This is a genomic window from Porphyrobacter sp. THAI-01a (assembly GCF_056868655.1).
In genome coordinates this window covers 2,919,876-2,942,276 of sequence record NZ_CP180579.1, presented here as the reverse complement: position 1 = coordinate 2,942,276, position 22,401 = coordinate 2,919,876, and the positions used below count along the sequence as shown (strand labels likewise).

Here is a 22,401-nt window from a genome sequence, read left to right as displayed (position 1 = left end):
CTCCACGCTGATGGTCGAAAAGGTCTGGGGCCGCGAGGTGCTGCCTGCTCCCTTCGCCGCGCCGCCCGGCAAACGGATCGGGGAGATCTGGTTCGAGCCCCCGCCGGAACTGCCGCAGGTTCTGGTCAAGTACCTCTTCACCAGCGAGAAGCTCTCGGTGCAGGTGCACCCCTCCGACGCCACGGCGCTCGCGCAAGAGGCAGGCAAGGAGGAGTGCTGGCTGGTGCTCGATGCCGAGGAGGGGGCGAGCCTTGCGATCGGTTTCACGCGCGAGGTGACGCGCGAGGAGATCGCCGCCGCCGCGCAGGACGGCAGCATCGAGTCGCTCCTCGCATGGCATCCGGCACGGCCCGGTGATCTGTTCTACCTGCCCGCCGGCACCGTCCACGCGATCGGCCCGGGCCTCGCGCTGGTCGAGGTGCAGCAGACCAGCGAAACCACCTTCCGCCTCTACGATTACGGCCGCCCGCGCGAACTGCATCTCGAGCGGGCCCTCGCTGTCGCTTCGGGGGGGCGCTATCCGCCGGGCAACAAGCGGTCGATCGCCGCCGGGCCGGTGCTGGTGGATGGTCCGCACTTCCGCCTCGACCGGATCGAGGGCATCCCCGATGCGGCGACCCTGATGGCGTGGAGCGGGCCGCTGCTGGCGCTGCCGCTGGCGGGAGAGGTTGCCGCAAAGGACGGGTCGGCCCGGGCGGCGGCGGGGGAGTGCCTGGTGGCGGACGGCCTCGACAGTCTCGATTTCAGTGCGGCGCAGGTGACCCTGCTGGCCCGCGCGGCCTAGGCGGGCTCCGCGCCGACGAGCAGCCGCTCGATCTCGGTCATGCCGTAGGGCTTGCGCAGCACCGCCGCCGCACCGAGCCGCTCGAAGCTGCCCGCCCCTTCGGCATAGCCCGTCGCCAGCACGAAGCGCACGCCCGCCGCGCGCAGGGCCTCGGCGATCGGCTCCGAGCTCTCCCCGCCGAGGTTGAAGTCGATGATCGCAAAATCGGGCGGGCTCTCCGCGATCGCCGCCAGCGCGCCTGTGACCGAGCTTTCCAGCCGCACCTCCGCCACCCCGAGGCGCTTCAGGTTCTCCTCGGTGTCGAGCGCGATGATGATGCTGTCCTCGACCACCAGCACCCGCGCGGGCGCATCGGGCGGCAGGCGGTCGGCGCGCAGCGGATCGGGCGTGGGCGGAGCGAGGCGCCGCCCGGGCGCATCGGGCGCGGCAAGATAGCGCGCGGGAACGAGGAATTCGGCCTCCACCCCGCCGAGCTTGTAGCGCACGTCCGCCTCTCCGCCGAGATCGTGAGGGATCGAGCGGGTGATGATCGTCGAGCCGAAGCCGTGGCGCGTCGGCGCGGTCACCGGCGGCCCGCCGCTCTCGCGCCAGCGCAGCGCGAGATCGCCGAAGGCGGTGCGCGCAAGGCTGACCTCGACCGTCCCGGCGCGGGCCGAGAGGCTGCCGTATTTGGCGCTGTTGGTCGCCAGTTCGTGCACCACCAGCGCGAGGATGGTGTAGGCCTCGGGCGTCACCAGCACGTCATCGCCGCTCAGGCGGAAGCGCGTGCGGGCCGTGCCGCTATAGGGCGCAAGCTCGGCCTCGATCAGCCGCGCGAGGCTTGCCGGGCCCCAGTTCTTGGCGGTGATGTTGTCGTGCGCGCTCGCCAGGGCGGCGATGCGCCCGCCGATGATCGCGGCAAAGCCGGGCACCGAGAGCGCCTCGGCCTGCGACTGCGACACCAGCGCGCGGATCAGCCCGAGGATGTTGCGCACGCGGTGGTTCAATTCGGCGATAAGGAGGTCCTGCTGCTCGGCCGCGCGGGCGCGCTCGCGGGTGAGATCCTCGCTCATGCGCAGGATCACCTCGATCAGCGTGCGGCGCAGGCGCGCGGCGATCTCGCATTCCTCCGCGCTCCATTCGGCCGAATGGCCGCGCACCGTTTCGGCCCAGGCGGCAAAGCTCGCGCGCGGCTGGAGCAGTTCGCCGGGCGCGGCGACCGCCTTGGTCGGATCGCCCGCCCATTGCACCACCCGTTCGAGCGGTCGGCGCCACAGCACCAGCGCATCGCGCGTGCCGCGCGACAGCGGCAGCACCAGCGCGCCCGCCGCACGGTGCGCGAAGGGCGCGGCCTCGGCGATCTGGTCGGCGAGGCGGGTGGTGGCATGGGTCGCCCCGCCGAGCGTCGTCGCCAGCAGCGGCGCGACGTTGCGGAAGGCGTCCTCGTCGGGCGCATCGCCGCTGGCGCGATATTCCCCGTCGGCGAAGAGCGAGATGCCGTCGTGCTGGATCGTGCCGCGCAGCAGTTCCTCGATCATCGGCAGGCTGTCGGCGAGGCTGACCCCGCCCGCCAGGCGCAGCAGCAGGCGGTCGTTCAGCTGCCGCGCCCGTTCGCGCAGCCCTTCGGCCTGTGCCACCAGGATGCGGTCGAGCATCAGCGAGAAGGTCTGGCTCAGCAGTTCGGCCACGGTGCGCAGCGAATAGGGCGGCAGGCGGGCCTCGCGGTGGTGGCACGAGATCATGCCCCACAGCCGGTCGTGCCGGACGATCGCGATCGCCAGCGAAGCGCCCACCCCCATGTTGCGCATGTAGGCGAGGTGCATCTTGGAATGGGCCCGCAGCATCGACATCGACAGGTCGAGCGGGGTGTCCTCCGGCCCCAGCGCGGGGACAATGGGCACGGGCTCGGCGGTCATGTCGGCGATGACGCGGAAGCGGTTGCGGCGGAACAGCTCGCGCGCCTGCTGCGGGATGTCGGCGGCGGGGTAGCGCAGTCCCTTGAAGGGCTCCAGGCTCCCGTCCTTGTCCTCGGCGATCACCTCGCCGCTTTCGTCGGGGTGGAAGCGGTAGATCATCACCCGGTCGTAGCCCGTCATTTGCCGCACCAGCCGCGCCGCGGTGTCGCACAGGGCCGCTAGGCTCGATGCCTGTTCGAGCTGGGCGATGACGGGAACGATCATGCTGACATGGTCGGCAAAGTCGCTCGCGGCGTGGGGCTCGAACTCGATGACCGACAGGCCGCAGGAGCGGTGCACGGCGCAGTCGAACAGCGTGCCCGTGCCGGCGAGATCGAGCCCGAAGCGGCGTTCGAGCATGTCCACCCCGGCAAGCCCGCCGAGTGCCTGTTCGAGCGTGGCGAGGGCCCCGGGAGCGAGGATCGCGGCAAGCGGGGTGCCGGGAGCCGGTGTCTCGGAAAGACCGAGCAGCTCTGCGACATTGGCCGAGGCGTGCACCACCTGCCCCGCGGCATCGGCCGCCAGCAATCCGCCGAAGCTCTGGATCGCGGCGATGTGGTGGATAGGCTCGCGATCGCATTCGGTGAGCGTGTCGCTGCGTTGGTGAAGGTTCATGACGCAGCGCCTTCCGGCACCTGCGCGCCCTCGGCGACGGCGAGGAAGTGGGCGAAGACGGCCTCGGCCGCGCGGGTCGCCCCTTCGGCTTCCTCGGCCCCGGCGGGGCGTTCGACCTTCTCCCTCAGGCCCTGCCAGAAGGCCATCATCGCCCCGTCATCGAGGAAGGCCACCGGCCAGGCGCCGCCGCCGATGCGGGCGACCTGCCTCGCGATGGCGCGGTTGCCGAGCGCCGATCCGGCCAGCACCCAGGCCGTGCCGAGCGCGTGCCCTGCGCCGGTGCGGCCGAGGGTGAAGAGCGGTGCGGGTGCGGGCAGGGCGCAGCCCAGAGCGTCAAGGTCGCGCGCGATCAGCCCGGATTGCGGCGGCGGGGCAAGGCCGCGCGGCGCATGGGCGCCGATCCAGGCTTCCAGAGGCGCGCGGGCGGCGTGTTGCAGGGCAAGGAAGCGGGCATAATCGGCGCGGGTCTGCCATCCGCTAGCCGCCTGCATCGCATGGTCGAGCAGGTCGTGCGCGGCCATCGTCGCGCTGCGCAGATGCGCGCGCAGGCTTTCGCCCGGGTCTGCATTATCCGTGACCGGTGCCATGCCACCCGTCCTTCCCGTCCGAATCGACCACCAAGCCGATCTGCCGCACGATCCCGAGTGTAAGGCAAATTAGGCAAACAATATGTACAGATATTGTTACATATGCAGGCCGTCATGGCAATCGCCCGCGCGCAGCGGGCCCCGGTTCAGGGGGCGAGCAGCCGCCCGCCTTCCTTCTTCACCGCCGCCTCGAGCGGGCCTTTCATCACCGAGAGCAGGAGCGGCAGGTCCATCTCGATCACCACCTCGTGATCGCGCACCTCGACGCCGCCGGGGATGGCCTGGCCCATGACCTCCGCGGTGATGTTCATGCGGTCCTCGTGCGGCCAGCCGGTGGTGACCTTGGCCAGGCCTGCCGGGAAGAACCCGCCGATCTCGTCGGCATGGGCGCGCATCCGGCGGCGGACCTCTTCCTTGGTGAGGTTGTGGGGAAGGGTCACGCGCATGGCTCAGCGCTCCTGTTTGGTCGGCAGAGCCGCGAAATCGGGCAGGGGCACGCCGGTGTCGGGCATCCCCGTCATGTCCTCGAGCGCCTCGGCACCGCCGTAGCGGTATTCGAGATAGCGGCTCCTGATCGCGAGATCGTCGAGCGCGCCCTCGGCGAGGCGGCGGGTGACGCGGTCGACCTCGCCCGAGAGCTTCTCGAGGCTTTCGGTCAGGCGTTCGTCGGCGGTCTTGCCGGCGTGTTCCTCGCCGCGCAGGTGGGCCGGGATCTTGCGGTAATTGTCGATGGTCTCGGGGATGTATTCGCCCACAAGCTCGCGCACCTCGGCCATCGCCGGTTCGTTGTCGCCGAGGCCCTTCAGTTGCAGCCCCAGCGCATCGAGCTGCACCCCGAGCCGGTCGACCACCGCCTGCGCCGGCGGAGGCAGGGCGGGACGCTGCGCCTCGAGCCACAGCTCGGTGCGGGCAACCATCTGGTGCGGATTGCCCTGCTTCAGCTCCTCGCGGCGCGGGGTCTTCACTTTCCCGGTCGCGGCGAACATGGCGAAGACGATCGCGGTGAGCGCCACCACGGTCATCACGCCCCAGAAGCCGATCCCGCCGATGATCGCACCCGTGATCCCGGCCCCGATGTAGAGCGCGAGCAGCGTCAGCACGATATTGCGCGCCTTCCTGAGCAGCGCCTTCGTCTTGACCTCGGCCGAGGCCTTCCCGATGCTCGCCCCGCGCGGTGCAGGGCGATGGGTACCGCCCTCGCGCTGGGTGACGAGGCTCCGCTTGGCCTCGCGCAGGATGCGGTCGGATTCGCGGGTGGTGTCGGGCATCAGCGGTCCAGCGCCAGCAGCGAGGGCGTCTGCGCGGCGACCTTGGCCTGGGCCTGGGCCTGGCCTTCGGCGCGGGCGATGTAGCCCTTGGACTTCTCGACCTCGGCGGTCAGCACGGTGACGGTCTGCTTCATCGAATCGAGCGCGCGGACCTTGAAGTTGTCGACCTCGTCCATCGTGTCGTAGATGTTCTGGAAGGCGCGCTGGAGCGTCTCGAGCGGGATCGTGGAGGAGGCCGCCTGCTCGTGGATCTGCGCGGTCTGTTCGCGCAGCAACGCGCTGGTCGAATCGATGATGTCGCTGGTGGTCTTGTTGAGCGCGGTGATCTGGCCGAGCACGAGCCGCTGGTTGGTCATCGCCTGCGCCACGGTGACGGCAGTGCGCAGCGCGCCGACCGTGGTGGTGCTGGCGCGGTCGACGCCCTTCACCAGTTCCACGTTGTTCTTCTTGACGAGGTCGAGCGCGAGATAGCCCTGCACGCTCACCGCCATCTGGGTGAGCAGGTCCTGGGTGCGCTGGCGGACATAGAACAGCGCGCTCTCGCGCAGCGCCTTGGCCTTGGCGGGATCGGACGAATCCAGCTCCAGCGCCTTCTGCTCGAGCCGCTCGTCGAGCGTCTTGGCGATGTGGATCATCTGCTCCAGCTCGCCCATCGCGGTCCACAGCTTCTGGCGCTCGGTATCGATCGCGGCGTTGTCGAGATGCAGCTCCTTTTTGCCGCTTTCGAGCCGCTGCAGGATCGACGCGATGTGCCCCTGCGCGGAGGTGTAGCTGTCGAAGTAGTTCTTGATCTTGTTGCCGAAGGGGATGAGCCCGAGGATCTTGCGCGGCCCCGACAGCTTGCCCTGACGGCCGGGATCGAGGTCTTCCACCGTGCGGCGCAGCTCGGCGAGATCCTTGCCGACGCTGCCGTCGGCATCCATCGCGCGCACCGGGCGGTCGAGGAAGCGGTTCGACATGGCGGCGGCGGCGCGGATCTGTTCCTGGCCCATACGGGTGATCTGGTCGACCTTCTCCCCGAAAGCGGGCGAGTTGGCATCGACCGAGACCAGCTCGTTCACGAAGGCATCGACCTTCGTGTCGAGCTTCGACTTCTGCTCGGATGTGACCGGCACCAGACCCGCGGCCTGCTCGGGCGCGACCTGGGGCACCGGATCGGGCGGGGTGAGGGTGAAGTCCGTCGCGGTCGCCGTCTTGGTTTCGGTGCTCATGCCTCGTCTCGTGCTCCCTCTGGGCCACCGCGCCACACAAGGCGCGAAAACGGCCGTGCCCACTGTATTAGTGATCTAAAACACGCCTTTCAAGCGCGCGTGCACATGCTACGCCTGAATCGCTCCCTGCGTCCATGCCCGCAAGGCCCGCTTGGCAATCCGCCGCAGGGCGGGCTAGGCTGCGGGCGCAAAAGGCGAAAGGCGAGGGGCTGACGATGAACCAGACCACGGATCAGGCCCCGCTCGGCGGCATGCTCGCCGGGGTGCGCGAATGGTGGGCCGTGCACGTCATCGGCCGCGTCGACCAGGCCGAGGTGACCGAGCGCCGCCGCGAGGACGGCCAGCTGTCCGAACACTACCTGTTCATGACCGCGATGAGCGGCGCCATCGCGATCCTCGGCCTGCTGCTGTCCTCGCCGGCGGTGGTGATCGGGGCGATGCTGCTCTCGCCGCTGATGGGGCCGATCATGGGCCTCGGCTTCGCGCTCGCGATCGGGGACTGGGACTGGCTAAAGCAATGCCTGCGCACGCTCATGATCGGCAGCGTGATGGCGGTGCTGCTGTGCGCGGTGCTGGTGTTCGTCTCGCCCATCCAGGCCGTCACCACCGAGATCGCCGCGCGCACCCGGCCCAACCTGTTCGACCTGTTCGTGGCGCTGTTCTCGGCCCTTGCCGGGGCCTATGCGATGATCCGCGGGCGCGAGGGGGCGATCGTCGGCGTCGCCATCGCCACCGCGCTGATGCCGCCGCTCGCGGTGGTCGGCTACGGCCTTGCCACCTGGAACTGGACGGTGTTCTCCGGCGCGCTGCTGCTGTTCGTGACCAACTTCATCACCATCGCGCTCACCGCCTTCGGCATGGCCAAGCTCTACGGCTTCCGCGCCAACCTGTCGAAGGGCCAGTCGCAGGTGCAGAGCTTCATGGTGGTGGCGGTGTTCATCGCGCTTGCCGTGCCGCTCGGCTTCTCGCTCCAGCGGATCGCGTGGGAGGCCAACGCCCAACGCATCGTGCGCAGCGAGATCCGTGCGCAGTTCGACGACCGCTCGCAGCTCGATGTCCTGGAGATCGATTTCGCTGCCGCCCCGGTGGGGGTCCATGCGGTGATCTTCACGCCGATGCTGCAGGCCGGCGTCGAGGCGCGGGTGGAGCGCGCGCTGGCCGAGCGGCTGGACGAGCCGGTCAAGCTCGATCTGGTGCAATACGAGGTCGGCACCAATGCCACCGCCGCCGAGCGCGCCCAGCTTTCCGCCGCGCGCGAACGCGACGAGCGCGCCGCGACCTCGCGCGCCGCAGCGCTGACGGCGCGGCTGGCGCTGGCTGCGGGGGTGGAGCCGGGCGAGGTGCTGATCGACAACGCCCGCCGCCGCGCGCTGGTGCGGGCGAAGCGGCTGGAGGGCGCGAGCCTTGCGACCTACCGCGCGCTCGAAGCGCGCATCGCCGCGAGCGAGCCCGAATGGCGGATCGAACTGGTGCCGCCGCCCGCCGCCCTGCCGGACGCGATCGCCTTCGCCGAGGGCGCGCCGACCGAGGCGGGCGCCCGCGCGCTGGCGCTGACCGGCTGGGCGGCGCAGCGGCTCGGCCGCGCGGTGGTGCTCACCGGCCCCGCCGCAACTGCCGAGGCCGCCGCCGAAGTGCTGCGCGAGGCAGGCGTCGCCGCCGAAACCCGCGCGGGCGCGGCCCCCTTGCGCGCAAGCTGGGCCGAGGAGGCGGACTAGGCCGCCCGCCGGTCCGCCTGCTCTGTTGGCGGGATGCCAGGCACCGGTCGTCCCGATCGCGCCCACCCCTGCGGAACGATCGCCCGCGCGGGCGCTACCCCAGCGCAGCCGGAAGGAGTCGGGTGATGGAAGATGCGCGGGTGTGGGAGTTCGAACGGAGCCTTTGGACCGGTGGTCCCGAGACCTACGAGGCGCTGATCGACGACGAATGCCTGATGGTCCTGCCGGCACAGCCCTATGTCTTCACGGCCGGGCAGGCGGTCGCCGCGGTCGAGGACACGCCGCGCTGGTCGGAAGTGACCTTCAGCGAGGAGCAGGTCGTGCGTCCCCAGGAGGGGCTGATCGTCCTTGCCTACAGGGCCGAGGCGACGCGTTCCGACCGCAGCTATGTCGCCTTCTGCACCAGCACCATCCGCAGGCTGGCGCATGACGAATGGCGGGTGGTGCAGCACCAGCAGACCGTGCCGCTCACCGCCGGCTGAACGCTATTTCGATTGCGAGGAGATGTGATCGTGGCCACCATCCCGCCGACTGAGCCCGACACTGTCGAGCCTGCTGTCCCTCCCGAGGAGGCGCCGCCGCAACCTGCCGAACCCTACAGGTCGCCGCCGCCCGAGACCGAGCCTGTTCCGCCCGATATCGACGAGCCGGGCCGCGGTCCCGACGAGGCTCCGCCCGAGAAGATCTGACGGGCCGGCTTACGGGGCCCGGAGGTTCAGCCTTGAGGCGCCTCAGGCTGCCAGCTGGATGGGGACGATCTCGCCTGCGAGGTAAAGCTTCTTCGCCTTGGCGCGGCTGAGCTTGCCCGACGAGGTGCGCGGCAGGGTGCGCGGGGGCACGAGTTCGACGATGCAGCTCATGCCGGTGACCGAGCGCACCTTGTCGGCGATCTGGTCGCGCAGACGCACCCGCTCCTCGGGATCGCTCACCTTGCAGTGCACCAGCACTGCGGGCGCTTCCTCGCCGTTCTCCATCTCGATGGCGAAGGCGGCGATGTCGCCGTGGTTGAAGCCGGGAAGCTGCTCCACCGCCCACTCGATGTCCTGCGGCCAGTGGTTCTTGCCGTTGATGATGATCATGTCCTTCGCCCGGCCGACGATGAACAGGTAGCCCTTGGCGGTGTAGCCCATGTCCCCGGTGTCGAGCCAGCCGTCAGCCAGGCAGTCGTTCGTGGCTTCCTCGTTGCGGAAGTAGGAGTGCATGACGGAGGGGCCCCGGCACCACACCTTGCCGATCTGGTGATCGCCGCGCGGATTGCCGTTCTCGTCGCGGATCGCGACTTCCATGTCGGGCAGCGGCTTGCCGCAGTTGACGATCGCGCGGTAGCGCGCCGGGCGGGAGAGGTCGCGCGGGGCGCCCGAGAGGCGCTCCTCCTCGACCAGCTCGACCCGGATGCCCTCGCCCGGCGGCATCACCGTCACCGCGAGCACCGCCTCGGCAAGGCCGTAGGAGGGGGTGAAGCTCGCCGCCTTGAAGCCTGCCTCGGCAAAGGCGTTGACGAAGTTCTGCATGACGTCGGGCCGGATCATGTCCGCCCCGTTCCCCGCGATCCGCCAGCGCGAGAGGTCGAAACGTTCGGCGACATGGCTCTGGCTCGAGATGCGGCGGGCGCAGATGTCGTAGCCGAAGGTCGGGGAATAGGAGAGCGTGTTGCCCGGGTTGCGGCTGATCATGTCGAGCCAGGCGAGCGGGCGGCGGGCGAAGGCGTCGGGCTTGAGGTAGTCGCCCGAGACCTGGTTGGCGATCAGCGAGAGCAGGCAGCCGACGAGGCCCATGTCGTGATACCACGGCAGCCAGCTGACGCAGCGGTCGTTGGTGCCGAGGTTCATCGTCTCGGCGTGGCCGTAGAGATTGTGCAGCAGCGCCCGGTGGGTGACGGCCACACCGGTCGGGAAGCGGGTCGAGCCGGAGGAATACTGGAGGTAGCAGATATCGTCCGGGCTGGCCTCGGGCAGGGTGACCTCGGGAGCCTCGCGGCGGGCAAAGTCCTGCCAGCTTTCGGCGGCGCAGCCCTGCCGCGCGGCGGCGGCGGCGGCCATCTCGGCGATCTCCTCGGGGTAGAGGAGGAGCTTGGGGTCGGAGCTCATCAGCTGGATCGCCAGCTGGTCGATGTAGTTGTCCTTGCCCCCGAAGGTGGTCGGCAGCGGCAGCGGCACGGGCCAGGCACCGGCATAGACGCAGGCGCAGAACAGCGCGGCGAATTCCGCGCCGGTCTCGGCGATCAGGGCGACGCGGTCCTCCTTGCCGATCCCCGCCGCGACCAGCCGGCGTGCCATGACCAGCGCATCTTCGCGCATGGTCTTATAGGGGTAGACGCGCGCCAGTTCGCCACGCATGTCGTGGAAGTTGAGCCCCTTCAGGCTCTGCGCAGCATAGTCGATAGCGTCGTTGAAGGTTGCGAATTGCGCACGGATTCGCGGCAGGTCGCAGTCGTTCGGCGTCGGCGTCAGGGCGGCGTCGGTCATGGTTTTTCAGCGATACCCGTCAGTTGCGGCGCGGTTCATGGTGGCACCCCTTCCGCGCTCTGGCATAACCCCGTGTCGCCGGGCATAGTCCGGCGTCTTCCAGAGTTCGCATTTGATAAGGAAAGTGGCACGAATAAGGCGAAATGGTTTCAGGTAAAGCGAATTCGTCATCGGCCGGTCGCGATACCGGTGAGGATCGCCGTACCCGGCGGCGGGGCGAGCGGCGGGCCAGGCCCCCGCTCACCGAGGCGAATTTGCGCGACCTGGCGCTGCATTACGCCGCCCGCTTCGCCTCCACGGGAGCGCGGCTTGAGGCCTATCTTTCGCGCAAGATCAGGGAACGCGGCCTCGCCGAGGATGACGAGGGGCGGACCATCGATCCCGATCTCCCCGCGCTCGTCGCCCGGCTGGCGGAGCTCGGCTATGTCGATGACGATGCCTATGCCCGGATGCGCGCCCGCGATCTGGGGGCGCGGGGCTATGGCGCGCGGCGGGTGGAGGAGAGCCTGCGCCATGCCGGGGTCGGCGATGCCTTGCGTGCCGCCCACGCCCCGGGCGAGGCGGCGAGCCGCCGCGCCGCGGTGCTGATGGCACAGAAGCGCCGGCTCGGCCCCTTCGGCGGGGCAGCCGACGACGACGCCGATCCGCTCGCGGCAGGCAAGGCCCGCGAAAAAGCCGTTGCAGCAATGCTGCGCGCAGGCCACCAGTACGAGCATGTGAAGGCCATCCTCGCCGCCACGCGGATCGAGGAGGTCGAGGAATGGCTCGCGGAACCGGGCGATGATGAAGGGACAGGCGGGACATGGTGAGGCACATTCTGGCCGCAGCGGGGCTGATGCTGGGAACGCTTGCTGCCTGTTCCCCGGGCGGGGGCGCGACCGCGACTGCGCAGAGCCCCGCGCCGCCCGCCGCCACCGCCGCCGCGCGCCACCCGGTCTCGGGGCTTCGGGTGATCGACCTCACCGTCGAGCGCGGGGGCAAGCGGCTGCCCTTCCGGGTCGAGCTTGCCGACACGCCCGAGGCGCAGGCGCGCGGGCTGATGTTCCGCACCCAGCTCGGCGATAACGAGGGGATGATCTTCCCCTCGGCCGTGCCCGAGACGCGCAGCTTCTGGATGAAGAACACGCCCCTGTCGCTCGACATCATCTTCATCGGGCCGGACGGGCGGATCGCCAACATCGCGGCGAACACCGTGCCCTATTCGCTCGATTCGGTGACCTCGAAGGGGCTGGCGAGCGCGGTGCTGGAACTGCGCGCCGGCCGGGCGAAGGAACTGGGGATCGTGCCGGGCGACAAGGTGAGTTACAGCCTGCCCCGGTGATCTCCCCCTTGGCGCTCCCCGCCAATTCGGCTAGGCGCGCCTCCATGGGAATCCTGATGAAGATCTTCACCTGGTGGGACGGTGCCACCATCGGCACCCACCTCTGGGCGAGCCGCGCCAAGGGCGAGCACGTCGGCACCGATGCCGCCGGCAACAAGTATTACCGCGCCCGCCCGAAGGCTGCGGGGCCGAACGACGGCTCCTATACCAGCCGCGAGAAGCGCTGGGTGATCTACAACGGCGCCAACGATGCCAGCCGCGTGCCCAGCGAATGGCACGGCTGGCTCCACGGCACCTATGACGAGGTGCCCGAAAGCCACCTGCCGCCGCCCAAGGTGTGGGAGGTGGACTACACCCCCAACGCCACCGGCACCGCGGCCGCCTATCGCCCGCAGGGTGCGCTCGAACGCGGCGGCCAGCGTGCGCGCGCCGTCGGCGATTACGAGGCCTGGACCCCCGGCGCCGCGGACGGCTGAGGCACCGCGTGCGGGCCTTCGTCCTCGTCCTGCCGCTGTGCCTTGCGGCCTGCGACTACTTCGCCGCGCCCGAGGGCGAGGCGGTCAAGGTCCCGCTCGAGGACGCGACGCCCGCACCCGCGGCCGCCGCCACGGCTGCCCCCGCCAATGATTACGGCGCGACCCCGATGAACGAGCGGGTCGCGGTGCTCGGCCTGCTCAACAAGCGCAACAACGTCTCCGAAGAGCTCCGCCTCAAGCCCGGCGAGGCGCGCGAGGTCGGGCCGGTGATCGTGCGCGTCTCCGCCTGCGAGCGCACCGCGCCCTGGGAGATGCCGCAGCAGACCGGCGCCTTCGTGCAGGTCGACATCCGCGAGCGCGGGGCGGCGCAGCACCGCCGCGTGTTCTCGGGCTGGATGTTCCTCGAATCGCCCAGCCTCAACGTGGTCGAGCACCCGATCTACGATGTCTGGGTCAAGGATTGCACGATGAGCTTCCCGGGCGAGGAGGGCCCCGCCTCGCCCAAGGCCGAAGCCTCCGGCCGTCCGGCCGCCGGTCCCTCGGCTTCGCCCACGGCTGCGTCGACGCCGGCTGCCCCTGCGCCCGCCGCTCCGGCTCCCGCGCCGCCTGCGACATAGCTCCCGGCAAAGGCGCGCCATGCCATGCCGAGGCTGGCGGGCGGCTGCCCCTGCGCGCGCTCGACCAGCCGCCGGTAATCGGCCTGCGACAGCTCGCGTGCGCCCATCGAGCGCAGGTGCTCCGTCATGAACTGGCAGTCGAGCAGCACCATCCCCGCCCGCCGCATCAGCGCCACCAGCCAGGCGAGCGCGACCTTGCTCGCGTCGGGCACCCGGCTGAACATGGATTCGCCGCAGAACACCCGGTCGAAGCTGACCCCGTAGAGCCCGCCGACCAGCTCCGGCTGCCCGCGCGCGCCCTCCTGCCAGCATTCGACCGAATGGGCGTGCCCGGCGCGGTGCAGGCCGAGATAGGACTGGACGATGCGTTCGCTGATCCACGTCTCGGGATGGTCGGGGCGCGGCTCGGCGCAGGCGCGGATCACCTGTTCGAAGGCGCGGTCGACCGTCACCGTGAAACGGTCCGCGCGGATCACCTTCCGCAGCGACTTCGACAGGTGCAGCCCTTCGAGCGGGATGATCGCCCGCTCGCGCGGCTCGACCCAGAACACCTCCGGATCCTCGCGCCGGTCGGCCATCGGGAAGATGCCGCTGCGATAGGCGAGCAGCAGGGTCTCGACGGGGATCGGAGGGCGTTGCGGCGCGTGCATGGTTGCAGCGCACAATACATGGCCGCCCCCTGCGAGGCAAAGAGGATTGCCTATCCCGGGCGCCTTGGCTAAGGGGCGCGCTCCAACGTGCTGCAGGGGTGTAGCTCAGCTGGTAGAGCATCGGTCTCCAAAACCGAGGGCCACGGGTTCGAATCCTGTCACCCCTGCCATTTCTCCGCCATCGCCGGTCCCCGCCGCTCTCTTGCAATCGCGGCCCCGTGCGCGTAAGGGCGTCGGCGTCTTTCCGACATCGGCAGATCATCCAGCCCCTCCGGCGACCTTGTCCCGGGCGGCGCGGAGCCCTACCTGAAAGCCGGCCGGACGAGACGTGAAGGCATTACGCGAAGGAACGAGGCTGCATGGCCGACAAGATGATCGCCCCCAAGGACGGGGCCGAGGAAAAGAAGCGCAAGACCTCGCCCGGCGAGTTCTTCAACCAGGTCAAGGCCGAGTCGAACAAGATCGTCTGGCCGACCCGCGAGGAGACGGTGCGCACGGCGATCTTCGTGTTCATCTTCATGCTGATCCTCTCGCTGTTCTTCCTCGGCATCGACAGCGCCTTCGGCGCGATCGTGCGCGCGCTGATCGGCCTGCTGCAGTAGGCCGACCCGCCCCCCCGATTCCTCTGCCCGTCAGACCCAATTCCAAGGACGACCCATGGCCCGCTGGTACATCATCCACGCTTACTCCGGTTTCGAGAACAAGGTGCGCGACGCGATCATCGCCGAGGCCGAACGCCTCGGCCTCAGTGAAGGCGTCGAGGAAGTGCAGGTCCCGACCGAGACCGTGACCGAGGTGAAGCGGGGCAAGAAGGTCCAGGTCGAACGCAAGTTCATGCCCGGCTACGTGCTCGCCAAGCTGAACATGACCGACGACATTTACCACCTCGTCAAGAACACCCCCAAGGTGACCGGCTTCCTCGGCTCGGGCAACAAGCCGCAGCCGATCTCCGAAAAGGAGGCCGCGCGCTATTTCGGCGGCGTCGCCGAGGCCCAGGCCACCCCCAAGCGCGACATCAGCGTCGATTACGAGATCGGCGATTCGGTCAAGGTCAACGCCGGGCCCTTCGCGAGCTTCAACGGGATCGTGGAAGAGCTCGATTTCGACAAGCAGAAGGTCAAGGTCAGCGTGTCGATCTTCGGCCGCGCCACCCCGGTGGAACTGGGCTTCGAGGAAGTCGAACTGGTGAAGTGAGGGGCCTCCGTGTGCGTGCCCGCCTGCGCGGGCACGTCCTCGGTGCTGTTCCCTCCGCTACGCTCCGGGGCACCTGCGGCTCGCGCGCGTGCGCTCGCGGCCTCTTTGAGGCCGATGCGTCACCGGTCTCCATGGTTTAGGGTCGTGGTGTGAAGACCCGCCCAGGCATCTGCCAGAAGAAGCGCCGCTTCGACACGCGCGAGGCGGCCGAGGCGGTCGCCGTCGCTGCCGACACACCCTTGCGCGCCTACAAGTGCGCGCTGTGCCGCCGCTTCCACCTCACCAGCCGGACCAAGGGCCTGCGCGTCCCGCGCCCGTCCGCTTTCGGGAACGCGTAGCGCGGGCGCGAATGGCCGGAGGTGGGTGGTTTTCTGCCTCCACGCCGCTTCAGTCATCGCTCCGTTCGTGGGAGAGCCTCGACTTTATGGAACCCGCAATCCTGATGAGTGCTCGCCCTAAACCGAACTCCAGACCTACGTAGGCAAGCAGTAGGAGCAGCACCACGCCCCCTCCTAGCAACTCCGCCGTATGGTCCCTGGGAGTGCCCAACTCCGCGACAAGTGTCTCCCCAAAGCTTCCGCCGTCGTTCACTGAGACCGTCCAACCAGTTGATGCGTCAACGCCGCACTATGCCCCAAGCTCTGATTGACCGCTATGGGGTCGATGGCTGAAAGGCAGGTTCAGGTCGGAACGGGGTCGAAGCCGCCATCCCTTAATCGTCGCCCCGGACTTGATCCGGGGTCAGGCTTTTCTTCTTCTGCGCGCGAAGGGAGGGCAGCCAAGCCCCGTGTCGAGCACGGGGCGACGAGCGGGGGACGGGTCGCGGCATTTCCTACACCGCTGGCAGCCGCTACGATGCGCCCCGGTTCTTTCCCATCGTTGTGCCCGGCCTGCGAGGCCGCCCGATGCCCGGGGCGCGAAACAAGGCCCCGCTTCCCTGTCCGTCCGCTTGGCGGATTCGGGTGTTAGCGTCTGAAACTGCTAGGAAAATGGCTGCGCCACCAAGCGGACAGCGTGTCCGCTTTGTCCGCTTGCGCTGCGCCGCCGCCACAGGCGGGTTGCTTTTTTCCCGGCTTGCGCCTAGGCGCGCGCCTTCGCTCGGGCTTCGGCTCCGGGTGATTCCGTGCGGGAGCCCTCGCCATGCACAAGGCAGGGGCGTTTGACCGCTTAACATGAGCCGGGCTGGAAACAGCGCGGCAAGAGTGCGAACAGGAGCAAGGCCTCATGGCCAAGAAAATCGAAGGCTATATCAAGCTGCAGGTGCCCGCGGGCTCTGCAACCCCCTCGCCGCCGATCGGCCCGGCGCTGGGTCAGCGCGGCGTGAACATCATGGAATTCTGCAAGGCGTTCAATGCCGCCACGCAGGAAATGGAAAAGGGCATGCCGATCCCGACGGTCATCACCGTCTACGGCGACCGTTCCTTCACCTTCGTCACCAAGACCGCGCCGGCGACCTACTTCATCAAGAAGGCCGCCAACCTCAAGTCGGGCTCGAAGGAGCCGGGCAAGGTCTCGGCCGGAACCATCAAGCAGTCGCAGATCCGCGAGATCGCCGAAGCCAAGATGGTCGATCTCAACGCGAACGACATCGACCAGGCGATGAAGATCATCGCCGGCAGCGCCCGCTCGATGGGCCTCGAAGTGGTGGAGGGCTAAGCACATGGCAAAGATCACCAAGAAGGCGAAGGTTCTGGCCTCGCTCGACCGCGAGAAGCTCTACACCATCGAGGAAGCGCTGGGCGTGCTGCGCCAGTTCAAGGGCAAGTTCGACGAGACCGTCGAAGTCGCCATGAACCTCGGCGTCGACCCGCGTCACGCCGACCAGATGGTCCGCGGCATGGTGTCGCTGCCCTCGGGCACCGGCAAGGACGTGAAGGTCGCGGTTTTCGCGCGCGGCGACAATGCCGAGAAGGCGCTGGCCGCCGGCGCCGACAAGGTCGGTGCGGAAGACCTCATGGAAGACATGATGGCCGGCAACCTCGACTATGACCGCGTCATCGCCTCGCCCGACATGATGGGCGTGGTGGGTCGTCTGGGCAAGGTGCTCGGCCCCAAGGGCCTGATGCCGAACCCGAAGCTCGGCACCGTGACCCCGAACGTGGCGCAGGCGGTCAAGGACGCCAAGGCCGGCCAGGTCGAGTTCCGCGTCGAGAAGCAGGGCATCATCCACTCCGGCATCGGCAAGCTCAGCTTCTCGGACGAGGCGCTGAAGGCGAACTTCAAGGCGCTGACCGAAGCCGTCGTGAAGTCCAAGCCATCGGGCGCCAAGGGCAAGTACGTCCGCAAGGTCTCGCTGACCTCGTCGATGGGCCCGGGCCTCAAGGTCGACCTGTCGGAAGTCGAAGGCGCATAAGCCTTCGCTGGGTCAACCGGTGGACACGAAAAGGGGTCGGAAGCCGCGCTTCCGGCCCCTTTTGCGTCGGGCGGCAGGGGAAAGGCGACCGGCGGCGGACCATCGGCCCCGCGGAAGGGGTAGCCCCTGCGAAGGAGCGCCCCATGCTGAAAGCCGCCATCGTCATAATCCTGCTCGTCACGGTCCTTGCGACCTATCTCACCGATTCGTTCATCGCCCCGCCGATCGGCGCGGCCCTGCTGTTCGTCGTGCTGCTGGCCAGCTGGCTCTACAACCGGGGCGACAGCCGCGCGAACCGGCGCCGGTCGGAGGATGCCACCCGCCACCAGCGGGAGGAACGCGCGCGCGGCGGCGACAAGTAGGCTGGCGGACGGGCGGCATGGGCCATTTGGCCCCTTGCGTTTCAGCCCGATTGCACCATCTTCCTTCATGGTTGCGCGGAACCTCTCCCCCTCCCCGCCCGCGCGCCGTGAAAGAGGTTCGCACCATGCCTGTTCCTTCCGAACGTCTGGCCGGATGGCTGTCGCTCAAGTGGCTCGTTGCAGGCGTCGCGCTCGCGGCTGACGGGCTGCTGATCAGCTATGATCTGCGGCTCGGCATCGCGGCGGGCTCGCTGCTGGCGGCGGTGGCCGTGATCTGGCTCTATATCGCGCTGCGCTACGGCTCGCTCAGCGGCACGCCTTCGGTGCGGATGGTGCCGGTCGAGCGGGCGCGCCAGCAGGAGAACCTGCGCCGCATGGCGGCAGCGCGCGACTTTGCGCGCTCAGGCGCGCAGCAGGGCGCGGATCCGGCCCAGCGCCCCTGATTGCTCGGCGAGCGCCTTGGCGCCCGCCACCCCCGCATCGAATCCCGCCCGCGCGCCCAGCAGGGTGCGATTGGCGAGCGTCGGCTCGAGCAGCACGAGGCTCGAACATGCCGCGTAATGCGTCCCGAACATCTCCTTGTGCGCCCCGTCCCCCTCGGTGAAGTCGAACCAGCGGAAGCGCCGTTCCGCGAAGAGCCGTTCGAGCGCATCCATCTGCAGCACCGTGCCGACCGAAAGCCGCGCCCAGTCGGGATCGTAGCCGAGGTGGGCATAGACGAGCGTCTGGCCGACGACCGGCAGGGACAGGTAGGCGACCGGTGCCCCGCCCGCATGGAGCAGGAAGGCGCGCATCAAGCCCGCCTCCGCCGCCTCCAGCATCGCCCGGCGCGCAGGCTCGTCCCCCGGCAGCCCGGCATCGAGCAGCCGCGCCTGGTAGGTGCGCGCCGACAGCGGCAGGGCAGCGGCGAGAAAGGCTGCGATCTCGTCCGGGGTGCGGTGCTCGGTGACGGTGTAGCCGCCTGCCTCCTCGGCGAGCTTCCTCGCCTTGCGCCGCAGGGTCGAGCGGGTCTTGCCCGAGAACTGAGCCATATAGGCCTCGAAGTCCTGTCCCATGTCGATGTAGTGGCGGCGGTAATCCTGCCGGCCGCCGGCGATGAAGCCCGGATAGCGCGCGGTGACGGCGGGGAGGCGCCCGGTCGGGGCGGAGAGCACCCGCACGCCGTCGCGCTCGCCCGGCGGGGCATCGGGCAGGGTGCCCGCGAGCACGTCCTCGAGGCTGAAGGCCCAGGTCGAAAGGCGGCGCGGCACGCTCAGCAGGCGGCGCGAGCCGAGGGTGAAGTCGATTGCCGCGCTGGCCATGCCGGCGGTTCCCTCAGAGCGCGCCGTAGAGCGTGTTGGAGACCAGCTGCTCGGCCAGACGCCGTCCGGTGCGCATCGCGCTCGCCGGGAGCGGCTGCGCGCTCGCGCCGGTGAGGCGCAGGACCGGCGGGGTGTTGGCATAGGTGCCGGTCGTCACGCCGCGCATCGTCGCGAGCGTCTTGACGAGCCCGCCGAAGCGGCGGCGCACGATGTGGTTCACCGCGAGCTTGCGGCGGTTGATGAGCTCGAAGGAATGGCTCACCAGCGTGAAGCTGTCGCGGTCGCTGTCGCGCGCGTGGCGGATCGCGCCGAGCATCTCGCCCAGCGTCAGCGCGGTGATCTGGGCGTGGCGCAGGCCGCCTCCCATCGTGCCGATGCTGCCGACCGGCACCTCGATGACCCCCATGTGGCCGACCGGATCGCGGTCCTCGCTGCCGAGGCTGATCGCGCAGGCGCTCGCGCCCACGAGAGCGGGGCAGTGGCTCGAATCGTAGTCGATCCCGATCGCCGCGAGCGCGCGCAGCGTGTCGTCGTCGGCGCCGTAATTGCCCGCGCGGAAGGCGACCGGGGCAGGGGCTCCGGCGGCGATCAGCGTGGCGCGGGCATAGTCGAGGATCGCGCATTGCTCCTCGAAGGGGAAGTCGGCGAGGTTGTGGCCCGTCGCCTTCGAGGGCAGCGGATTGGCGCTTCCGGCGATGGCGAGCCATTCGGTGTGGCAGTGGAGCTGCACGTCCTGCCCGGCCTCGAGGATCGGCCCGACGATGTCCTCGATCGCGGCAACGCCCCACACCAGCGCGGGCATCGGGTCGACGAAGAACACCGCCTTCTGGCCGTATTCGGCCAGCAATTGCAGCTTGTGGGTGATGCCCGCAGGGCCTTCCGGCGTGATGCAGGCGATCGAGCGGGCGTAATTGTCCGCCCGGTCGACCGTACCCGGCCCGGTATAGAGACCCGAGGAATACTCGGTGTCGATGGTGATGAACACGCGGGTCATGCAAGGCTGGCATAGCAGCCAAGGGTTAAGGCGAGGTGATGATATTTCCTGCCGGTCAGATCCCGCCGGGGGTGAAGTCGTGGCCATGGGTGGCGAGCCCGTCGGTCAGGCTGTCGCAGCAGCTTCTCAGCGCCTCGGCCGAGGTCGAGCGGACCACGAAATTCGCCCCCACCCGCCCTTCGCGGAAGAAGGGGTAGGAGCCGATCTGGCAGCCCTCGTGCGCGGCCTCGACCTCGCGCAGCAGGGTCGCGACCTCGCTTTCGGCGACCCAGCATCCGATGGTCTCCGACAGCAGCGGCGCGCCGCCCTCGAGCTGGCCGGTGAGCGCGTCGAGCATTCCCGCCGTGATGTGCGGCACGCCTGCCATCAGGAAGAGGTTGCCGCGCCGGATGCCGGGCGCGCCGGACATGCGGTTGGGGATCAGCTCCGATCCCTCGGGCACGCGGGCCATGCGCAGGCGCCCTTCGTTGAGGCCGCCGCGGGTTTCGTAATACCTCTCGAGCAGCGCGCGGGCCTCGGGGTGTATCACGACCGGCACGCCGAGGGCGGCGGCGACCGCATCGACGGTGATGTCGTCATGGGTCGGCCCGATTCCGCCGGTGGTGAAGAGGTAGTCGTAGGCAGCGCGCAGCGCGTTGACCGCCTCGACGATCCGGCTCTCCACATCCGGCACCACCCGCACCTCGGCAAGGCGGATGCCCTGCACCTGCAACCAGCTTGCGACCTGCGCGATGTTCTTGTCCTGCGTGCGGCCGGAGAGGATTTCGTCGCCGATGACGATGAGCCCGGCGGTCCAGATCTTGTCGGGAGAGGTCATGGGCTGTGGTTAGGCCAAGGCGGGCGCAATCGGAAGAGATTACCGCCCGCCTTTCGCCCTTATTCCGCCGCTTCGAGCTGCTCCTCGCCGTGCCGCGCGTTCGCGCCCGGCTTGGTGAAGGTAAGGATCCCGTCGGTGAGCGGGTCGTCCTTCATGCGCTTCCTGTCGACCACGTATTCCTGGTTGAGCCGCCAGGGATAGCTGACCGAGTTTCTCGGCATGATGTGCTTGCCGCGCTGAATGTAGCCGCTCGAGAAATCGAACACGTCGTCCTCGACGATCGCGGCCTCGCCTTCGGGCGTCAGGACGGGGGTGGCGATCGCCGTGCCGGTTGCGCGCATTTGTTCGAGCACGCGGCACACGTAGTCCGAATTGATGTCGGCCCGCAGGGTCCAGCTGGCATTGAGATAGCCGAACACCACCGCAAGGTTGGGCAGGTTCGAGAACATACAGCCCTTGTAGTAGAACCGCTCGTTGAACTGCACCGGCTCGCCCTCGACGCTGACCGCGATCTTGCCCGCGACGGCGAGCTTCAGGCCGGTCGCCGTCACGACGATGTCGGCAGGCAGGAACTGCCCGTCGGTCAGCCGCACGCCGCCCTTCTCGAACTTCGCGATATGGCCGGTCACGACGCTCGCCTTGCCCGCCTTCATTGCGCGGAACAGGTCCTCGTCGGGGACGAGGCACAGGCGCTGTTCCCAGGGGTTGTAGGGCGGGGTGAAGGCGGACTTGTCGTAATCCTTGCCGAGCGCCTTCTCGATCTTCTTGTAGAGCGCGTCCTTCACCTTCTGCGGGTTGTCGCGCGCCAGCTTGAAGGAGAAGTCCTGCATCTTGATGTTCTTGAACCGGGTGATCCGGTAGGCGAGCTTTTCGGGCAGGATCGCGCGCAGGAAGTTGGCGATGGCGTCCTTGGCCGGGCGGGTGAACATCCACGTCGGCGTGCGCTGGAGCATGGTGACGTGCCCCGCCTCGCGCGCCATCGAGGGGACGATGGTGACGGCGGTCGCGCCCGATCCGATCACCACCACGTTCTTGCCCTTGTAATCGAGGTTCTCGGGCCAGAACTGCGGGTGGAGGACCTGGCCGTCGAACTCGCCGAAATCGAAACCCGGATCATAGGGCTCGTCGTAATCGTAATAGCCCGCGCCGAGGTAGAGGAAGTTCGCGGTCATGCGGGTGCGCGAGCCGTCGGCCTTTTCCATCTCGACGTGCCAGCGCGCCTCATCGTGGCGGAAGTCCGCGCTGATCACCTTGTGGCCGAGGCGGATGTGCTGGCGGATGCCGCGTTCGTCGACGATCCGGTCGAGATATTCGAGGATCGCGGGGGCATCGGCGATCGACTTCTCGTGCCGCCACGGCTCGAAATCGAAGCCCAGGGTGTGCATGTCGCTGTCCGAGCGGATGCCCGGGTAGCGGAACAGGTCCCAGGTGCCGCCGAGATTGTCGCGCCGCTCGACGATGCAGTAGCTGTGGTGCGGGGCCTTCATCTCCATGTGCGCGGCCATGCCGATGCCGGAAATGCCGGCGCCGACGATCAGGACGTCGAAATCGGGTGGTGATGCAAGCATGACGGGTCTCTCTCTCCCTTGTTGACACCGATGTAACCACAGGCCCCGGGCAAAAGCGAGTCTTGAATGGCAAATTGCAACCGACCATGCACCGACGGCACCGGTTGCGGCACGGGGCAAGATTCTTGTCGCGCCGGCGCGCGCCCCGCATCATTGCTGCGCTGCAACA

The 22,401-nt window shown here is 68.8% G+C and carries 25 protein-coding genes, 1 tRNA gene and 1 pseudogene; 16 read left to right on the top strand and 11 right to left on the bottom strand.

The features are described 5' to 3' along the window. Positions 1-10: 10 nt before the first annotated feature. Positions 11-784 carry a class I mannose-6-phosphate isomerase gene (locus ACMX37_RS14155; RefSeq protein ID WP_483148416.1) on the top strand — a complete coding sequence of 258 codons (774 nt, stop codon included), beginning with the start codon at positions 11-13 and terminating at the stop codon, positions 782-784. On the opposite strand, the gene ACMX37_RS14150 is transcribed toward ACMX37_RS14155, so the two are convergent. The 5 genes from ACMX37_RS14150 to ACMX37_RS14130 form a co-directional block, all read right to left on the bottom strand. Further along, the gene (locus tag ACMX37_RS14150) at positions 781-3,333 is read right to left on the bottom strand and encodes an HWE histidine kinase domain-containing protein (protein WP_483146543.1); all 2,553 of its coding nucleotides are present in this window, start codon (positions 3,331-3,333) and stop codon (positions 781-783) included. The two genes, ACMX37_RS14155 and ACMX37_RS14150, sit on opposite strands and share 4 nt — an antisense overlap. Beyond that, positions 3,330-3,920 (bottom strand): biliverdin-producing heme oxygenase, encoded by a 591-nt coding sequence (locus tag ACMX37_RS14145; RefSeq protein ID WP_483146542.1) that lies wholly within the window; start codon positions 3,918-3,920, stop codon positions 3,330-3,332. Before ACMX37_RS14145 ends, ACMX37_RS14150 begins: the two co-directional genes overlap by 4 nt. A gap of 146 nt (positions 3,921-4,066) precedes the next feature. Then, positions 4,067-4,366 (bottom strand): polyhydroxyalkanoic acid system family protein, encoded by a 300-nt coding sequence (locus tag ACMX37_RS14140; RefSeq protein ID WP_483146541.1) that lies wholly within the window; start codon positions 4,364-4,366, stop codon positions 4,067-4,069. A 3-nt stretch (positions 4,367-4,369) separates the two neighbouring features. Continuing rightward, positions 4,370-5,188 carry a hypothetical protein gene (locus ACMX37_RS14135; protein ID WP_483146540.1) on the bottom strand — a complete coding sequence of 273 codons (819 nt, stop codon included), beginning with the start codon at positions 5,186-5,188 and terminating at the stop codon, positions 4,370-4,372. Then, positions 5,188-6,399, bottom strand: a complete 1,212-nt coding sequence (locus tag ACMX37_RS14130) for a toxic anion resistance protein (protein WP_483146539.1) — start codon at positions 6,397-6,399, stop codon at positions 5,188-5,190. The genes ACMX37_RS14135 and ACMX37_RS14130 overlap by 1 nt, the downstream gene beginning before the upstream one ends. A 215-nt stretch (positions 6,400-6,614) precedes the next feature. Between ACMX37_RS14130 and ACMX37_RS14125 the strand changes: the two genes are divergently transcribed. The 3 genes from ACMX37_RS14125 to ACMX37_RS14115 all read left to right on the top strand — a co-directional run bounded on the left by ACMX37_RS14125 (position 6,615) and on the right by ACMX37_RS14115 (position 8,803). Beyond that, positions 6,615-8,114 carry a TIGR00341 family protein gene (locus tag ACMX37_RS14125; protein ID WP_483146538.1) on the top strand — a complete coding sequence of 500 codons (1,500 nt, stop codon included), beginning with the start codon at positions 6,615-6,617 and terminating at the stop codon, positions 8,112-8,114. A 125-nt stretch (positions 8,115-8,239) separates the two neighbouring features. Beyond that, complete coding sequence (locus tag ACMX37_RS14120; protein ID WP_483146537.1) at positions 8,240-8,596, top strand: DUF4440 domain-containing protein; 357 nt, start codon at positions 8,240-8,242, stop codon at positions 8,594-8,596. 30 nt (positions 8,597-8,626) lie between these two features. Beyond that, entirely contained in the window at positions 8,627-8,803 is a 177-nt protein-coding gene (locus tag ACMX37_RS14115) for a hypothetical protein (RefSeq protein ID WP_483146536.1), read from the top strand. A gap of 42 nt (positions 8,804-8,845) precedes the next feature. On the opposite strand, the gene ACMX37_RS14110 is transcribed toward ACMX37_RS14115, so the two are convergent. Next, entirely contained in the window at positions 8,846-10,579 is a 1,734-nt protein-coding gene (locus ACMX37_RS14110; protein ID WP_483146535.1) for a fatty acyl-AMP ligase, read from the bottom strand. Positions 10,580-10,833: 254 nt separating this feature from the next. Here ACMX37_RS14110 and ACMX37_RS14105 point away from each other — a divergent pair, with 254 nt between their 5' ends. The 4 genes and pseudogenes from ACMX37_RS14105 to ACMX37_RS14090 all read left to right on the top strand — a co-directional run. Beyond that, on the top strand, positions 10,834-11,388 hold the full coding sequence (locus ACMX37_RS14105) for a regulatory protein RecX (protein ID WP_483146534.1): 555 nt from the start codon (positions 10,834-10,836) through the stop codon (positions 11,386-11,388). Further along, positions 11,382-11,900 (top strand): DUF192 domain-containing protein, encoded by a 519-nt coding sequence (locus tag ACMX37_RS14100; protein ID WP_483146533.1) that lies wholly within the window; start codon positions 11,382-11,384, stop codon positions 11,898-11,900. Before ACMX37_RS14105 ends, ACMX37_RS14100 begins: the two co-directional genes overlap by 7 nt. A 44-nt stretch (positions 11,901-11,944) precedes the next feature. Continuing rightward, positions 11,945-12,376, top strand: coding sequence for an NADH:ubiquinone oxidoreductase subunit NDUFA12 (locus tag ACMX37_RS14095; protein ID WP_483146532.1), 432 nt, complete (start codon positions 11,945-11,947; stop codon positions 12,374-12,376). Positions 12,377-12,543: 167 nt separating this feature from the next. Further along, positions 12,544-12,780, top strand: a pseudogene (locus ACMX37_RS14090) (DUF2155 domain-containing protein); the annotation flags it as partial. Positions 12,781-12,815: 35 nt separating this feature from the next. Here ACMX37_RS14090 and aat read toward each other — a convergent pair. Then, positions 12,816-13,643, bottom strand: a complete 828-nt coding sequence (aat, locus tag ACMX37_RS14085; RefSeq protein ID WP_483146531.1) for a leucyl/phenylalanyl-tRNA--protein transferase — start codon at positions 13,641-13,643, stop codon at positions 12,816-12,818. Positions 13,644-13,737: 94 nt separating this feature from the next. Between aat and ACMX37_RS14080 the strand changes: the two genes are divergently transcribed. The 8 genes from ACMX37_RS14080 (at position 13,738) to ACMX37_RS14045 (ending at position 17,995) form a co-directional block, all read left to right on the top strand. Beyond that, positions 13,738-13,813 (top strand) — tRNA-Trp (locus tag ACMX37_RS14080). 189 nt (positions 13,814-14,002) lie between these two features. Then, positions 14,003-14,245 carry a preprotein translocase subunit SecE gene (gene secE, locus ACMX37_RS14075; RefSeq protein ID WP_483146530.1) on the top strand — a complete coding sequence of 81 codons (243 nt, stop codon included), beginning with the start codon at positions 14,003-14,005 and terminating at the stop codon, positions 14,243-14,245. Positions 14,246-14,300: 55 nt separating this feature from the next. Next, entirely contained in the window at positions 14,301-14,837 is a 537-nt protein-coding gene (gene nusG / locus ACMX37_RS14070) for a transcription termination/antitermination protein NusG (RefSeq protein ID WP_483146529.1), read from the top strand. 149 nt (positions 14,838-14,986) lie between these two features. Further along, positions 14,987-15,175 carry a hypothetical protein gene (locus ACMX37_RS14065; protein WP_483146528.1) on the top strand — a complete coding sequence of 63 codons (189 nt, stop codon included), beginning with the start codon at positions 14,987-14,989 and terminating at the stop codon, positions 15,173-15,175. A gap of 886 nt (positions 15,176-16,061) precedes the next feature. Continuing rightward, a complete protein-coding gene (rplK, locus tag ACMX37_RS14060) occupies positions 16,062-16,493 on the top strand; it encodes a 50S ribosomal protein L11 (RefSeq protein WP_483146527.1) in 432 nt (143 codons plus the stop codon). A 4-nt stretch (positions 16,494-16,497) separates the two neighbouring features. Next, positions 16,498-17,190, top strand: coding sequence for a 50S ribosomal protein L1 (rplA, locus tag ACMX37_RS14055; protein ID WP_483146526.1), 693 nt, complete (start codon positions 16,498-16,500; stop codon positions 17,188-17,190). Positions 17,191-17,333: 143 nt separating this feature from the next. After that, positions 17,334-17,552 (top strand): hypothetical protein, encoded by a 219-nt coding sequence (locus tag ACMX37_RS14050; RefSeq protein ID WP_483146525.1) that lies wholly within the window; start codon positions 17,334-17,336, stop codon positions 17,550-17,552. Between the two features lie 125 nt (positions 17,553-17,677). Then, on the top strand, positions 17,678-17,995 hold the full coding sequence (locus tag ACMX37_RS14045; protein ID WP_483146524.1) for a hypothetical protein: 318 nt from the start codon (positions 17,678-17,680) through the stop codon (positions 17,993-17,995). Here ACMX37_RS14045 and ACMX37_RS14040 read toward each other — a convergent pair. From ACMX37_RS14040 to ACMX37_RS14025, 4 genes are read right to left on the bottom strand one after another with little or no spacing between them, the layout of a single operon-like run. Further along, on the bottom strand, positions 17,954-18,853 hold the full coding sequence (locus tag ACMX37_RS14040) for a GNAT family N-acetyltransferase (protein WP_483146523.1): 900 nt from the start codon (positions 18,851-18,853) through the stop codon (positions 17,954-17,956). The two genes, ACMX37_RS14045 and ACMX37_RS14040, sit on opposite strands and share 42 nt — an antisense overlap. Before the next feature lie 13 nt (positions 18,854-18,866). Then, positions 18,867-19,847, bottom strand: coding sequence for a polysaccharide deacetylase family protein (locus tag ACMX37_RS14035; RefSeq protein ID WP_483146522.1), 981 nt, complete (start codon positions 19,845-19,847; stop codon positions 18,867-18,869). Positions 19,848-19,902: 55 nt separating this feature from the next. Next, positions 19,903-20,664, bottom strand: coding sequence for a competence/damage-inducible protein A (locus ACMX37_RS14030; protein ID WP_483146521.1), 762 nt, complete (start codon positions 20,662-20,664; stop codon positions 19,903-19,905). A gap of 59 nt (positions 20,665-20,723) precedes the next feature. Next, positions 20,724-22,232 carry a flavin-containing monooxygenase gene (locus ACMX37_RS14025; RefSeq protein WP_483146520.1) on the bottom strand — a complete coding sequence of 503 codons (1,509 nt, stop codon included), beginning with the start codon at positions 22,230-22,232 and terminating at the stop codon, positions 20,724-20,726. Positions 22,233-22,401: the final 169 nt, after the last annotated feature.